Annotated in this window: 9 protein-coding genes and 1 pseudogene; 7 read left to right on the top strand and 3 right to left on the bottom strand. The window is 54.5% G+C overall.

Going from position 1 to position 14,827, the window contains the following annotated elements:
• The first annotated feature begins 297 nt into the window (after positions 1–297).
• Entirely contained in the window at positions 298–1,572 is a 1,275-nt protein-coding gene (locus tag GS630_RS21200; RefSeq protein WP_171621477.1) for a right-handed parallel beta-helix repeat-containing protein, read from the top strand.
• A gap of 120 nt (positions 1,573–1,692) precedes the next feature.
• The gene (locus tag GS630_RS21195; RefSeq protein ID WP_171621478.1) at positions 1,693–2,097 is read left to right on the top strand and encodes a GtrA family protein; all 405 of its coding nucleotides are present in this window, start codon (positions 1,693–1,695) and stop codon (positions 2,095–2,097) included.
• Here the strand turns inward: GS630_RS21195 and asnB are convergent.
• Entirely contained in the window at positions 2,094–3,998 is a 1,905-nt protein-coding gene (gene asnB, locus GS630_RS21190) for an asparagine synthase (glutamine-hydrolyzing) (RefSeq protein WP_171621479.1), read from the bottom strand. The two genes, GS630_RS21195 and asnB, sit on opposite strands and share 4 nt — an antisense overlap.
• A gap of 58 nt (positions 3,999–4,056) precedes the next feature.
• Positions 4,057–5,724, bottom strand: a complete 1,668-nt coding sequence (locus tag GS630_RS21185; RefSeq protein WP_171621480.1) for a glycosyltransferase family 39 protein — start codon at positions 5,722–5,724, stop codon at positions 4,057–4,059.
• Positions 5,725–5,961: 237 nt separating this feature from the next.
• Here GS630_RS21185 and GS630_RS21180 point away from each other — a divergent pair, with 237 nt between their 5' ends.
• The 3 genes from GS630_RS21180 to GS630_RS21170 are packed head-to-tail and all read left to right on the top strand — an operon-like array spanning position 5,962 to position 10,767.
• On the top strand, positions 5,962–7,959 hold the full coding sequence (locus tag GS630_RS21180; protein WP_171621481.1) for an acyltransferase family protein: 1,998 nt from the start codon (positions 5,962–5,964) through the stop codon (positions 7,957–7,959).
• A 20-nt stretch (positions 7,960–7,979) separates the two neighbouring features.
• Positions 7,980–9,731 (top strand): glycosyltransferase family 39 protein, encoded by a 1,752-nt coding sequence (locus tag GS630_RS21175; protein WP_171621482.1) that lies wholly within the window; start codon positions 7,980–7,982, stop codon positions 9,729–9,731.
• A 37-nt stretch (positions 9,732–9,768) separates the two neighbouring features.
• A complete protein-coding gene (locus GS630_RS21170; protein ID WP_171621483.1) occupies positions 9,769–10,767 on the top strand; it encodes a glycosyltransferase family 2 protein in 999 nt (332 codons plus the stop codon).
• A gap of 32 nt (positions 10,768–10,799) precedes the next feature.
• On the opposite strand, the gene GS630_RS21165 is transcribed toward GS630_RS21170, so the two are convergent.
• Positions 10,800–12,263 (bottom strand): glycosyltransferase family 39 protein, encoded by a 1,464-nt coding sequence (locus tag GS630_RS21165; RefSeq protein WP_171621484.1) that lies wholly within the window; start codon positions 12,261–12,263, stop codon positions 10,800–10,802.
• A 692-nt stretch (positions 12,264–12,955) separates the two neighbouring features.
• Between GS630_RS21165 and GS630_RS21160 the strand changes: the two genes are divergently transcribed.
• Both GS630_RS21160 and GS630_RS21155 read left to right on the top strand, forming a co-directional pair.
• Positions 12,956–13,933, top strand: coding sequence for a lysylphosphatidylglycerol synthase transmembrane domain-containing protein (locus tag GS630_RS21160; protein WP_171712231.1), 978 nt, complete (start codon positions 12,956–12,958; stop codon positions 13,931–13,933).
• Between the two features lie 329 nt (positions 13,934–14,262).
• Positions 14,263–14,827, top strand: a pseudogene (locus GS630_RS21155) (integrase); the annotation flags it as partial.

Raw genomic sequence — 14,827 nt, 5'->3', positions numbered from 1 at the left:
GAGTGAACTCGAATACTCGATACCGGGAATTGTTCCCCTTCCCTTGGCGGTAACATCAGGTTTTACGAATTGATTCTCTTGTCGCAACAATGGTCACAGAAATGCCTTTTTTCAGGCGTGTACTCGCGTATCACCAACTGGCGTCGGCGGTGAATTGCCCGGTACCCTTACGTCACCCGGTGCAATTTGCCCGCCAAAACACCCCAAACACTGCTCATACACGGCTGTGGACACGACTCATCCGCACCCCTAGCCTTCTTTTCGCATAGTAGTAGCGATTAAAGCGGGTCCCTTCTGATGCGGCGACACATATACACCTCTATCGGAGTACTGGCTTGCGCCTGCTTGAGTCTTCTGTCGCTCCCTGCATCGCTGTCCGCGGCCTCGGCCTGTACGAACCCAAAGATCACAACAAATGTGGCCAAAGCAGCCAACGGCCAGAACATCCGCACCCCTTCAGAACTGTCTGCTGCAATCCAAAAAGCGAAGGGCGGTGAAACACTCGTTTTGGACGGCGGCAATTACGGCTCTTTGAAAATCAAAAAATCTTTTCCCAAACCTGTCACGATCCGGTCGGCCACTCCGGGATCGCCCGCCTGCTTCACCGAGTTGCGCCTGAACAAAGCTGGCAATGTCACACTCGATGGGCTGGCCTTCGACTACGTATACTCTCCGGGGGACAAGGATTCGATCAACCCGTTCAGCATCAAAGACAGCCACAGGATAACGATCGCCAACTCGGTTTTCGACGGGGACCACAATTCCGGCGTCGGGCACGGGCGCGGTCTGCGCTTCAAGGGCAGCTCTTCGGTCAATATTCTGAACAACACTTTCAGGAAGTGGTGGAAAGCTGTGACCGGCGGCCACGGCACCGACATTACATTGAGAGGCAATGAAATATACGACATCCGGTCAGACGGTATGGGATTTGGCGGCATCGCAGGCCTTTTGGTCGAAGGTAATCGCCTCCACAACTTCCGGGGCGTCCCGAACCGCGATCACCGGGACATGATTCAGATCATGCGCAGTTCCGGCCTGCGCAGCTCTGACATCGTCATCCGCGACAATGTCTTCGATATCGGTCGCGGGGATTACACCCAGACCATATTCATTGGCAGCAGTGGCAAGAACATGAACGACCCCCAATTGCGCCACCAGAATGTCCTGATCGAAAACAACGTCATCTATAATGCGCATGTTCACGGCATCTCGGTGGACGGTATCGACAACCTGTCGATCCGCAAAAACTCAATCATTCGGGTGCGGCGCAGCAAAGACGGAGGCATCACTATTCCGCGTATCAACATTGCGTCCTCACGACATGTCGTCATCGAACAGAACGTCGTCAGCGGCATCAAGGGGTTCGACAACCAGCGCGACTGGGTTGTCCTCAATAACGCTATTGTTCAGGATCAGTCCCCTTCAGCGCAGGGATATTATGACCGGGAATTCATTTATTATGCGACCGGGGCCGCAAACGGGTTTCACGAATATGGTGTGCGACCGGGCAGCCAGATCGAACGCCTCAATGCTGGCTCATCATTGGTAAAAGGCTATCCAACCCGACGATAGGCCGTATCCGACAGGAACCCAGCGGTCGCGCTGTCCCTGTTTTGCCCATCAAACCCCGTTGAACCTCAGCCGATTTTACCCTCTCTCCTCCGCCAATGATTAGCACGAGCCGCCAAATCCATGATCTCAAATCTCAAAGACAAGCGCCTCTTTTTCAGATTTCTGAGTATCAGCGTTGTCGGGACGACTGCGGATTACCTGCTGGCAGTGCTGCTCGCCCTAGTCTTTTCCGCACCTTATGTCCTTGCCTCGACCTGCGGCTTTATCCTGGGATCGGCAGTCAATTACTGCGGACATAATGTCTTTAGCTATGAACACACCGACAAAAGCACAATCTCGTTCCTAGGATATGGGAAGTACCTTCTGGCGGTCCTGTCATCTTTGGTGAGCCGTCTCGCAGTAGTGGCAGGGCTGGGATATGTGACCGCCCTGCCTTTCTGGTTTATCCTCTTGGTTGCGATCGGCGCCTCATTTATTACCAGCTATGTGATTTCAACGCTCTGGGTGTTCCGCAAACCGGACTAGGCATCGATATAAAGCTCGTACCACATCATGTAGTTTAAAAGCCCCCAGAGCGGGCGACCATTGTCCCGTTTTCCGGTCACGTGATCGTCAATCAGTGTCTGTACCGCCTGAACACGAAACAGACCTGTGCGCCGAATATTCTCGGGCCCAAGATAGCGCATCATCAGGTCCTTCAGCTCAGCCTTGAGCCAGCTGGAATAGGGCATTTCAAGCCCGACCTTCTTTTTGTTGAGAATGCTGTCGGGCAGGGCATTTTCCATTGCCCGCCGCATGAGGTGTTTCTTGCGCCGGTTCTTCATCTTCAGATCCGACGGCACTGTGGCCAGAAACCCGGTCAGCTCCGGGTCGGTAAAGGGCACCCGGGCTTCCAGAGAATGCGCCATGGTCATGCGATCATTCTTGATCATCAGGTCATCAGGCAGAAAGACGGTTGAATCGATATACATCAGCCGCGACAGGGTCTCGTCCGCTCCGCAATGCTCATAAGCCACTTGAAAATGCCGCACCGAAGGCTGCAGCGAACCAGGTTCGGCCATCCCATCCGCATAAAGGTCGAACTTCTCGGCTTCGCCCAGCACGGTTCGCCACCACAGATGTGCCTCTTCCGGCGGCAAGTCCAGCCCGCCGAGAAATCTTTTGGCTTTGAATTCAAAGCTGAGCTTTTTATCTGAAACGGGCAGGCAGTTCACCAGCGGCTTCATCACACCGTTCCGAATGAAAGCGGGTATTTTCCGGGCCTGTTTGTAGATGTTGTAGGCCGCATGGGTGTCATATCCGGCAAAGGCTTCATCGCCGCCCTCACCCGACAGGACAACAACCACTTCGTCCTTGGCCAGCTCACTTATGAAATAGGTGGGTATCGCCGAGCCGTCGCCATATGGCTCATCGGTGAAGCTGAGATATTTCGGCAGCATGTCCCGGACCATGTCGGCCGTGACTGTCACCTCGCGGTGTTTGGTATTGAACGCTTCGGCCACGATCCGGGCAAACGGCAATTCGTTGAAACTCTGGGCTTCGAAACCAACCGAGTATGTATGAATGGGCTCATCCACATGCTTATGCATGAGCGCCACCAGGGTACTGGAATCGAGCCCGCCTGACAGAAATACCCCAATCGGCACATCCGCGACCAGACGGCGCTGCAAGGCTTTGTCCATCAATTCGTAGGATCGCGAAATCGCCTGTTCCTCTGTGATGCTGGCATCAACGCTGAAATGAAGATCCCAATAGCGCTGTGTAGTGATCACCCCTTCTGCAGTGACGGTCATGTAATGACCCGGCGGCACCTCGGAGATACCCTCAAAGGCCGTCTGTGTGCCCGGGATATAGTTGAAGGTCAGAAAATCGTGCAAAGCCTGCATCGACGGTTTTCGAGCAACCCGGTCATCGGCGATGATCGCCTTGATCTCGGAACCGAACCGGAAATGATCGCCATCTTCCTGATAGAAGAACGGCTTGATGCCATAACGGTCACGCGCCAGATGAAGTGACTTGCTGCGGGTATCCCAGATCGCAAAGGCGTACATCCCGTTAAGCTCCGGGATCATATCCAGGCCAATCTCCTCGTAAAGATGAATGAGCACTTCAGTATCGGTGCGCGATTTGAAGACATGGCCACGCTCTTCGAGGCGGTATTTCTCTTTCAGTTCCTGAAAATTGTAGATCTCACCATTGAAGACAATCACCACCGAACCGTCTTCATTGGTCATCGGTTGGTGTCCGGCATAAGACAGATCGATCACCGAAAGGCGGCGGAAACCCAGCGCAACATCTTCGTCCAGCCAGATACCATCATCATTTGGTCCGCGATGAACCAGCGTCGCTGCCATAGCTGTGATCAACCCCTCTCCGGGACGTTCAGTCGCCGGATCAATCCGCAGGATCCCGCAAATTCCACACATATCAATCGTTATCCTTCAAATAATCCGCACTATTATTATCTGCGCGAGGTGACCCGTCCTAGTTTTCAAGGCTGACAACAACCTCGCCCCCACCCAAAGACCCGAAGAACCGACCGGCGAGAGAATAATCCCGTTCGATCCGGGTCAGAATATCCGGATACGTGGTCCGGGCATGCACCGGCATGGTATAGACCAGCCACGTTCTGCCGGACTGCGCCGCAAGGCGATCCAGGTCATCACCCGTTTCGATAACACCCCACCCCATATGGTAGTATGCATTGAACGGAAATCCCGCGATCCCGACAGCAAGAACCGTATCACCGGCTTGCTTTTCGCGCTCGATCAGCGCGATCGCCCCAGCGTAGTCCTGTTTCGGCAAATAGACATGGCGCAATGACAGTATGGACACGGCCACGATGCCCGCACACAGCACCGCAGGAAACCACCTTGCCGCTGGCGCAGACAATCGTATCAGCCGCGCCGCCAACTGGCCGGTGACGGAAGCGCCCCTGATCACGATCAGAATGGCAAACCCGAAGGTGAAAAAGAAAAACCGCGGAAACAGTGTGTAACCAATACTGGTCATTGCAATGAGCCCGACTCCGACCGGGATCAGAAACAACGCCACAACAGCCGGGCGCGTTCGGGCGAAGCTGACAACTCCGACAGCAAAGATAAGACCCGCTACGAATACAACACCAGCGCTTGCAAAACCGATCTGCAGACTGCTGAAGAGCTCGGCCAGAGCCCAAAGAGGGTTTGTCCACTCATTCTCTTTGCCCTGCAGCCCGGAATTCAACAGCGCACCGCCCACCATGCTGGGCAAAACCAGCGCATAAGCCAGCAACGTCAGCAGACCCACCGGAATGAAACCAAAAAACAGCCCGTTCCAGCGGTAAGGTCTGCGCGCCGCATCCTGCTGAAACAACGCGGCTACCCAGATCGCAAAATGCGCCAACACCATCAGACCCATGGTTGGATGCGCGTAAGCTCCCAGAACAACCGCAAGACAATACAGCCCCCATTTGCGCGGGCTTCCCTGTCGCATAGCGTCCAGAAACCAGGCGCTGGACAGAACGGAAAAGAACAGCAGTGCGGTGTAGCCACGGGCATTCTGACTGAACCAGATGTGGTGATAAGAGACTGTCATCAGCGCAGCTGCAAACAGGCCCTCTTGGGTTGGCCCGACGCGGCGGGCAAAAAAGTAAATCGCGGCAATGCCGCCAACACCAAAAACCGCCGCCGGGATTCTAAGAGCCCAGACGCTGTCGCCAAACACCGACAACGACAGGCGCGCCAGAACCGAGAACAAAACATGGTTGTTGGCATCGTGATAAGTACTGACAATCTGACCAATCGTTAGCGGCATGTAGTTCACGGATGTCAGAATTTCGTCGTACCAGATACCGGTATCAAGGTGATAAAGCCGCAAACCCGCTGCGACGAACAACACAAGGCCAAAAACAACGCTCTGGGTCTGGCTGGCCGGCGCAAGCTCTGGCCGTTGCCGTGATTGCGGATAACCAACCGGTAGAAACCGCAGTAAAAGCAGATAGCCTCCGGTCAGGATCAGGACGGCTTTGAACACCCATATCCCCTGCAACAGCGCCGGATCGGCAGCCGCATCGCTGCCTCTCAATACCGCGACAAGCGCACCACTCGGCAACAGTAACGCCAGACCGATAAGCACCAATCCCGCTACTGTATTGAAGGATAGACTTTTCATCCGAACCTGGAACTCGCTACCAAAAAACTCTTACACTAAACGTCCTGTCAAAATTTACACAACGCCCTGACATTCCGGCCGTTAAAACGACAAAAGTATCATCTTCCATCATTCATATCATTTTTGTGTATACAGGCACGTATTCTGCACATGATAATAACCTGACACAATCACACATAAGTATTTGCAATTATATTTCATTCTAACACAGGATATGCATTCAAAGGGGGGACGTAGATGAAATATCGCCCGGATATTGACGGCCTCCGGACAGTTGCCGTTTGCTCTGTCATGCTGTTTCACACAGGGCTTGGCTTTCCAGGTGGGTTTGTCGGTGTCGATATCTTCTTTGTCATCTCCGGCTTTCTAATCACGACAATTCTCTGGACGGATCTGCAGACCGGCCGCTTTTCAATCATGAACTTCTATGAACGCCGGGTCAGGCGTATTCTGCCAGCCCTGTTCGTAGTCATGCTGGCTTCAACGGTGCTTGCCGTTTTGCTATTTTTGCCAGACCATCTGGCCGATTTTGGCAAAAGCATGTTTGCCGCGAATATCTTCCTGTCAAACCTCTATTTTTATTTCGAAACAGACTATTTCACCGAAGCCGCGCATCTGAAACCAATGCTGCATACTTGGTCTCTGGCGGTGGAAGAGCAGTATTATATTCTGTTTCCACCAATACTGGCTCTACTGTTCAAAATGTTCCGCCCCTCAGCCGTTCTGGGTTGGCTTGTCGCCGCTGCAGCCGTTTCGCTGATCGTGTCGGTCTGGATGGTTCAACGCAACCCCCCTGGTGCCTTCTATCTGCCCCAGGCCCGCGCATGGGAATTGCTGCTGGGGGCCATGACCGCGATCTGCGTCGCACAAGGATGGGGAAAGGTCATTGAAACACGGCCCAATCTGACCTTCTGGCTGGTTCTGCTGGCCATGGCTTTGATCATCTGGCCGGTGGCAACCTATGGTCCGGAAACCGTTTTTCCGGGGTTTTCGGCAGTACCACCGTGCCTTGGCACGGCCATTCTCATTCTAACCGGTGCCTACAGAAAGACCGTCGCAACCCGGCTGCTATCCGTTCCGCCAATGGTCTTCATCGGAAAGATTTCCTATTCGCTCTACCTGTGGCACTGGCCGGTTCTTGTCTTCGCTATTTATGTCTCGGTCGACCCTCTGACATTTTCAGAGCTTATAGGATGTATCCTTCTGTCCTTTCTTCTCGCCACTTTGTCGTGGCGTTATGTCGAAGCCCCTTTCCGGAAAAGCCCGGGCTTCGGCCGGCAGCAGATCTTTACCTTCGGCAGCGTATCCGCTGTTCTTATTGCCGGGATTGGCGGTGGTCTGGTTATCACCGGCGGGCTACCCGCACGGATGCCTTCGGACATTACACGACTTCTGCAGGAAGACCGGTTCCTGCACGATCAACGTAACTGTCATTTCATCACACCAGAGCGTGCAAGAGCAGGAGATATCTGCCTGCGTGGCACCCCTGGGGTCGCCCCCAGTTTTGTTCTTGTCGGAGATAGCCATGCCGATGCTTTCAGCCCGGCGATCTTTGCCGCCGCGCAATCCGTCGGGCTGAGCGGTTATCAATATACCCAGGCCGGGTTTCGCCCTCTGCCCCAAATCCAAAAAAAGGGCGACCCGTCATATGCCGCCCAGACAGAAGCTTTCATGAGCTTTCTTGCAGACAGGCCTGAGATCGACACAGTCATCATCACCGCGTTCTGGGAGCATCAGATAACCGGCGCAACCTACCGCCATAGCGGTGACATCTGGTTCGATGCAGGGCAAACCGACTGGAACGGGCAAACAAACCGCGAAGCTTTACTTACAGGGATTGGCAGACTGGCAGAGGCCTTCCCAAAGCGCCAGTTCATTCTGCTGGATGACGTACCCAGCAGTGATGATCTTGATTTGAAAACCCACCTGCGCTCACTGCTGTTCCAAGCCCGCGATCAACATGAAGAGATCGGCATGCATGCCGAAAGCTACGCAGACCAAAGGGCAATATACGAACCTCTTCTCGTAGAGGTCGCAGAAACGCATCCAAACGTGGTATATCGAGCATTCTTCTTATCTCTTTGCGACACAGACATCTGTCCCTTGTTCAAAGACAATGAACCGGTCTTCCGAAACGGGGATCACCTCAGCGTGCAGGGTGCTCACTTATTGCGACCCGAAGCCAAAGTGCTTTTACAGGATATCTTCGGCCTGCCACCCACAGCTGACATGTAGTGTTGTAGAAACTCAGCCCCATGCCGCCATCAGATAACGAACATATTCTCTTCATCCAGCGCAAATACCGCACTCAGGCCGTTCTGTGCACCCTTGGCATCGCCCTTGCACTTACCGTCATATTGCGGCTTTGGGGGATCGAGCCTCGCAGCTTGTCCCACCCCGAAATCTACGTACCCGGCATAAATCTTATTCCCGGCATTTCCGAACCACCGCCACGACATGGCTTTGCCGAAACGCTCTGGTGGCATTTTCACGACGAACCGCACCCCATGGGGTGGTATACGGCCATGCTGGGCTGGACCAAGACATTCGGAACCTCGCATTTCGCGTTGCGGGTTCCAGGAGTTCTGTTTGCCCTGGGATCGATCCCGCTGATCTTTCTGATCGCCCGCAGTGTATTCGGATCGACCATCGGCTGCCTGTCCGCACTGCTGCTGTCGCTTCACGGCTTTCATATCTTCTGGAGCCAGATGGCCCGCATGTATGTCGCCGGAACCTTCCTGTCCCTTCTGGCAACCTGGCTGTTGTTGCGCCTGCTCAGAACACACAGACCACGACCCTGGATCGAAATTGCCTATATCGCAGCGGTCTTGGTCGGGGTTCTGACGGTCGAATTGTTCTGGCCCCTGATCCTGATCCATCTGTTCTGGACAGCACTGGTTCTGCCCCGACCCGATGTGACATCCGGGCCGCTTCTACAACGGGTGGGCCTGAGACAGGCGCCCCGGCTGTTTCAGGTGCAAGCCCTGGCTTTCATCCTATCCGCACCGGCCCTGATCCATGCGGTTTACCGTGCACGCAAAGGCGGGGCGGCCGATCCATCTCAGGATTTTCTGATCGAGTATTTCTCCTTCGGGTTTTTGTTTGCAACGGATGAATTCGCCATTCCGCCGCTACAGATCGGGTCGATTTGGGTTTGGTTTCTTCTCGCCTTTGCTTTGGTGGTGCTGGCAGCCAGTCTGAAAGCCCCAAAACGCGAAGCGCCGATCTATAGCCCTGACCCTAAAATCCCTGCATGGGTGTTGGGTCTCGCCGCCCTGTGTTCAGCGTGTTTCATGGTCTGGCTGGCCTCGATCGCTCACCGCAGGACCGAAGCCTTGATGGCGATGTCCATCCTACCTTTTCTGGCGCTGCTCATTCCCGTTCTGGGTGGGCTCTGGGGGGCCCTTATCCCCCGTCTGCCATCGAACACCCTGCACTACCCCCAAGAACGGACACTGCTTTTGTGGCTGCTTGCTGTTGTTGCTCCACTGATCCTGTTTATGGCCTCTTATGCGGTATCCGTTCTGGCTCCGCGGGCTTTTCTGATCTTTGTGCCTTACCTGCTGATCCTCTGCGCCGCCGGCACAATTTGGCTGTTTCGGAACACCTTTCTTCGACTGGCTCTGACAGGCCTTTGCGTGCTTATCTTTTTCTCCAGTATTCCCTATGCCCTCAGAAAACCCAGCGATGCCATTGACTATCAGGGCATTGCACAAGCCATGCTGACTGAAATGCAGCCCGATGATCTGGTTTTTCTAAGGAATCGGGATTGGGCCGATACGCCACTGTTTTACTACATCAACGAAGCAAATTTCATTGTTTCAAACCATGAAGCCGCCTTGCGGAACAACCCCGAAGCCCGCGTCTGGCTGGTTACATGGCCTTATGAAGAAATGCCCGTCATCACCGATGCGCGTCGTGAGGCGCTGAGTGGTTATGAGAAAACACTGGAATTCGAAAAACTGCGGGCCCATGCAGAACTCTTTGAGCCCGGGGCAAAACCATGATCATCTGTGCCGGACCAGACAGGAAAAGGCTTTCGTCATGGCGTCGCAGAACGTGAACACCCGCCCTCCCTTGCCCCAGGCAGAGACGCCGACGCTCAGTATCATTGTGCCGATGTTCAACGAAGAAGATGTCCTGCCGTTCCTGTTCGACCGTCTGGGCGGTTTCCTTGAAAATCTCGGCGAAAGCTACGAAATCATCTGCGTCAATGACGGCAGCACGGATGCAACCACTGGGCTTCTGGCCGAGGCGCATAGGCGCGACAAGCGTATCAAAGTGCTGAACTTTTCGCGCAATTTCGGCAAAGAGGTCGCACTGACTGCGGGGCTTGATTTTGCCTCGGGTCAGGCCGTTGTTCCCATAGACGCGGATTTACAAGATCCACCCGAGCTGATTGAAACCTTCCTGGAAAAGTGGCGCGAAGGATATGATGTCGTCTATGCCGTCCGGCGTCACCGCGACACCGATACCGCGATGAAGCGCTGGTCTGCGATCAGGTTCTACAAGGTCATCAACCGTCTTTCTGGTGTGCCAATTCCGGCCAATACCGGTGATTTCCGCCTTATGGATCAACGTGTGGTTCGGGCCATCGTTAAGCTGCGCGAACAAAACAGATTCATGAAAGGACTTTTTGCCTGGGTCGGGTTTCGACACACCGAAGTTGCATATGACCGTCCCGAGCGTGCGGCGGGACAGACCAAGTTCAACTATTGGCGCCTTTGGAACTTTGCACTGGATGGTATTACAGGTTTCAGCACCGTACCGCTCAGAATTGCAGGCTATATCGGCATGCTGACTGCATTTGCCGCGATTATCTACGGTATTTTCCTGATCTCACGCACCCTTATTTACGGGGTGGATGTGCCTGGCTATGCCTCATTGATGGTTGCAGTATTGTTGATCGGCGGCCTGCAGCTTGTCGTGCTGGGCGTCATCGGGGAATATCTTGGGCGACTTTATGCGGAAGCACAGAAAAGGCCGCTTTATATTGTCGAAAGCAGCCTGGGGCTTGACCCCCAAGACAGTCATTCACCCTGATCTCTCAGCCGCGCTGCAAATCCGTCTGCAGTTTATCTGCGCCGATAGACAAGAACCTGCCCGTCCCCCAGTGTTCCGGCAAACGCGTGCACGCGGTCTAATTGCCCTTCAGCATCACGTTTCAGATCAGGAATGGCGCGGAACATCCGGCTTGGAAACAGAACAACCAGCATGACGGGACCTGGCTGTGCCATCGCTTCGGAATAGTCTTGCACATCCCCGATGGTTCCCCAGTCGGCGTCGAAGTGATTTTCGAAAAGGGGACCGCCCGGATTGATCGCATATATGCGCTCTGACGGGCTGCGGGTTTCTTCCACAAGCGCAAAAGCCCCAGCCAGGTTTTGTTTCGGAGCGGAGTAGTTTCGCTGCACCAGAAACACGGACACCACAATCATCGCCAGAACACCCAGCGCAAAGAGCGGCTGTCCGAACCGGGGCTGACCGGTCCACCGTGCCACCACTTCAGCACCGTATCGACACCCCACAACGGCCAGAATAAGGATGAGGCCGATATCGACGAAAAAGAACCTCGGCCAGATCCGCATTTCAAGCGACAGAAGAAGGGCCAGCGTCACGGCGATATGCATGGCGATGGACGGGAAAAACAACGGTTGCGTCGCATGCGCCCCAACTGCACCAAATACGATGACCGCCAGCCCACCGACGGCGATGAACAGCATCAGCAGACCGGTGTTTCCAACCGCAGTCCGCAGGCCCTCGACAATTGCCCAAAGCGGGTTCTGATATTCCTGCATGGGATCTACTGCGGATGTTGCCGAAACCTCGCTCACTGTGCCCGCGATACTTGGCAAAATCGGCAGATATGCGAGCAGGATCAAAACCAGCGCAACCGCAACACCCATCAGCGGATGCAACACCCATTCCCGAGTAAGAGTACCCCGGCCGAACCCAGTCGCCAGACAAAGCAGCCAGATAATTCCCAGAGCGACAAAGAAAAACGCACCGGTCAGATGCGTGAAAACAGCGGCAGCGGCAGTAAAGCCGAAGGCGACCCAGGTCCCGGTTACTGGCTGGCGCATCCCCCGCAGAAAGAAAATAAAACCAAGCGTGCTCCAGAACGCCAGCTCAGTATACCCGCGCGCGTTTTGAGAGAACCAGACCTGATGATAGGACAGGGCCACCAGCAAGGCTGAAACATGCGCAATCGTGCTGTCCGCAACCTCTTTGGCTAGCCACCAGATCACCCCGACAAGACCAACACCAAACAGAACGGCTGGAAACCGATATGCCCAGGCCTGATCTCCGAAGATCTGGGAAACCAGCTTTGCCTTCATGCTGAAAAAGTAATGATGGTTCATCGAATATTCGCGCATCATCTCATTCCACGGCAGGCTGATATGCGTATCGACGGTCCGGATCTCATCATACCACAAGGGCGCGTTCAGCCCCGCGCTTCTGAGGACTGCGGCAAGGAGAAGGATGAACAAAAGTATTGCCAGATCATTGCGGCCAAGCACTGCAGACGGCTGGGTCATGGGGCTTCTCCGGTCACACTCTTAATCACTTCAGGGCACCAAGCAAAAAACAATCACATTCCGGGTAGGCGGAACCCGCCGCCAAATTCTCTCGAATATCCCTCATCTGGCACATTGGCACAAAGAGCGGATGCCGTCGATTTCATCTGGGAAATGTCATCCTGTCACGGACATTTTCGACGGCTAGGACATGATTGTCGAGCGATCTGCAGAGATCATCCCAACCTCTTTTCACCGGATTTGCCTGCGTTAAGCCACCTAAGCCTAGGGTAGAAACATGTCGGAGAGGAACAGCCCATCCATCGCAGATAAAGCAAAACGTGAATATAACCTCTTCATGATTGTTTTCCAAAAAGCAACAATCAAACAAAAAGGGGCGGTGTGTTGAGTATTTTACAAACCAGCATCAAGCACATGGATTTGGAAGGCACGCATTGCATGTCAATTTCCCCCCTATTTACAGGTTGCATTTCAGAGAGTTAACGGGTTTTTCCTTATTCTCATGATGTTTCAGCGCCACAGCCTGTTAAAAAGCCCGATTGCCGCTGGTGACAAATCGCTCAACCCACGCTCATTCTACCGGGATACGTTTCAAATTGTTCAAACGATCTGCCAGATGCCTCTGAGCAAGAAAGTGAATTGATACAATTCACAGTAGAAGGCACGATCGATTGGGGTGGTGGGGTGTAAGTTTGCAGCGGTTGTCACCGAAGTATCGCAACTGGCTATTAAGGGTCGGAGGATCCTTCGTTGCCCTGTTCTTGCTTTTCTGGCTGCTTTCCGATGAACAGATCCTGGCCGCCTTCCGATCTGTCCATCTTTTAACTTTCTTCATTGTAGTTGGCCTGTTCATCATGGCCCATATAGGTGCGGCGCTGAAATGGCGGTATCTGCTGGATGGCGGGTTGCCGGTATCGACAGCCATTCGTGCGCATTTTGCGGGCCTAGCCGCCAATCTTTGCCTGCCCGGCGCGATCGGAGGTGATGCGGTCCGAGCCGCTGTGGCATATCACTCGATCGGAGACGCCCCCAGAATCGTAAGTGTGGCCGCTGCTGACCGGCTGATCGACATGACCGCCCTGCTGACCATTTCCGCCATTGGCATCGTATATGCGTCGGGCCAGTCGGGGGAGCTGCAATTGCTTTTGCTGACAGGCTTTTTGCTGGCGCTGGTATTCATTTGCCTCGTCATGTTGTCAAAGCTGGTCGATCTGGTCTGGCGGATCTTCCCCAGCCTTCCCGGGCGGTCTTTCGCAGAAAAGCTTGTTGGGCATTTCTCATCCATTTCACGGCAGCCCAAACGGCTTTTGGTGGTCTTTCTGTCATCCGTCGCCATTCAAACCGCGCTGGTGCTCATGTCCTGGTGGCTTGGCAAGGCGGCAGGCATTGACATCGATGTTGGACTCTGGCTGTTCGCATGGCCGTTGGCCAAGATCATCGCCGTTCTACCAGTCACACTGAACGGGCTGGGTCTGCGCGAGGGGGTACTGGCATCAATGCTTATCCCGTTCGGGGCTGACGCTGCGGCGATCGTCGCCGCAGGTCTGGTCTGGCAGGCCGTCATGTTCACCGTCGGTGGGGTTGGCGCAGTCTTTCTCTTCATCACCAACCGGATCGACCCGGCTGCGCAGGAAAGCTGGGCCGCAACAAAAGATCAGCAGACCGGGTGACAGTCCAGTTCAGGACGCCACATCCAGCATTTGAAGATGAAGCAGTTTGACCTGTCCTCAAAAGCATCTCTCGTTTTAAAAGTAAGGTTGGCTTCCACTCAGGATCGCCTCGCAATTTCCCTCCTACCTCCACGCGCTCTTTCAGGTTTTTCAAGAACTGGGCGGAACGTCAGATTGATTTTGGATTAAACGTTTTCTTCGGTTTGTTCGCATTATTTTAGATTTTTGATCATTACTTTTGTCACATTCTTGAATCATAATTACACTTGATAAGTATCCCTTATTATGTGTGATTGATTTCCCACGAATTTGTGCGCAGACTACCCCTTATGAAGCCCCCTGCCCAATACCTCCCCGCCGCCGCTCCTGCCCTCTCGGAAACAGATCAGGAGGCGCTCACCGATCTCTATGTGCGCGGCACACCGGAAAACACGTTGCGGGCATATGAACGGGATCTGCTTTATGTCACCGCTTGGAAGTCCGCGCGGTTCGCAGCGACGCTGGACTGGCCGGAATCTGAGGCCACCGCCCTCGCCTTCATTCTCGATCACGCCCGTGATCTGAATGACGCACCAGAAACGGATGTGGCACGCGAAACCGCAGAAGCGCTGATTGCTCAGGGGCTGCGCAAGTCCCTCGCCTGCCCTGCCCCTTCGACGCTGGACCGGCGCATCGCCTCCTGGCTTGCTTTCCATCGGATGAAGAACCTGGCCAGCCCGTTTGACGCGCCTCAGGTGAAGCAGGCCCGGTCCAAGGCCCGCCGCGCTGCCGCCCGGCCCCAGGCCCCGAAGTCGCAGCACCCGATTACCCGGGATGTGCTCGAGCAGTTGCTGTCCACCTGTCGGGGGTCCCGGCGGGATTGCCGCGACCGCGCCATCTTGATGCTGGGTTGGG

Origin of the sequence: Ruegeria sp. HKCCD7303 (assembly GCF_013111185.1) — a bacterium.
Classification (GTDB): domain Bacteria; phylum Pseudomonadota; class Alphaproteobacteria; order Rhodobacterales; family Rhodobacteraceae; genus Ruegeria.
This window is presented reverse-complemented; position numbering and strand designations above follow the sequence as displayed.

Bases quoted from the DNA above. Each gene is read 5' to 3' on its own strand.
- GS630_RS21195 (WP_171621478.1), top strand. From the start codon at position 1,693: ATGATCTCAAATCTCAAAGACAAGCGCCTCTTTTTCAGATTTCTGAGT.
- GS630_RS21200 (WP_171621477.1), top strand. From the start codon at position 298: ATGCGGCGACACATATACACCTCTATCGGAGTACTGGCTTGCGCCTGC.
- GS630_RS21185 (WP_171621480.1), bottom strand. From the start codon at position 5,724: ATGAAAAGTCTATCCTTCAATACAGTAGCGGGATTGGTGCTTATCGGT.
- GS630_RS21175 (WP_171621482.1), top strand. From the start codon at position 7,980: ATGCCGCCATCAGATAACGAACATATTCTCTTCATCCAGCGCAAATAC.
- GS630_RS21170 (WP_171621483.1), top strand. From the start codon at position 9,769: ATGGCGTCGCAGAACGTGAACACCCGCCCTCCCTTGCCCCAGGCAGAG.
- GS630_RS21180 (WP_171621481.1), top strand. From the start codon at position 5,962: ATGAAATATCGCCCGGATATTGACGGCCTCCGGACAGTTGCCGTTTGC.
- GS630_RS21165 (WP_171621484.1), bottom strand. From the start codon at position 12,263: ATGACCCAGCCGTCTGCAGTGCTTGGCCGCAATGATCTGGCAATACTT.
- asnB (WP_171621479.1), bottom strand. From the start codon at position 3,998: ATGTGTGGAATTTGCGGGATCCTGCGGATTGATCCGGCGACTGAACGT.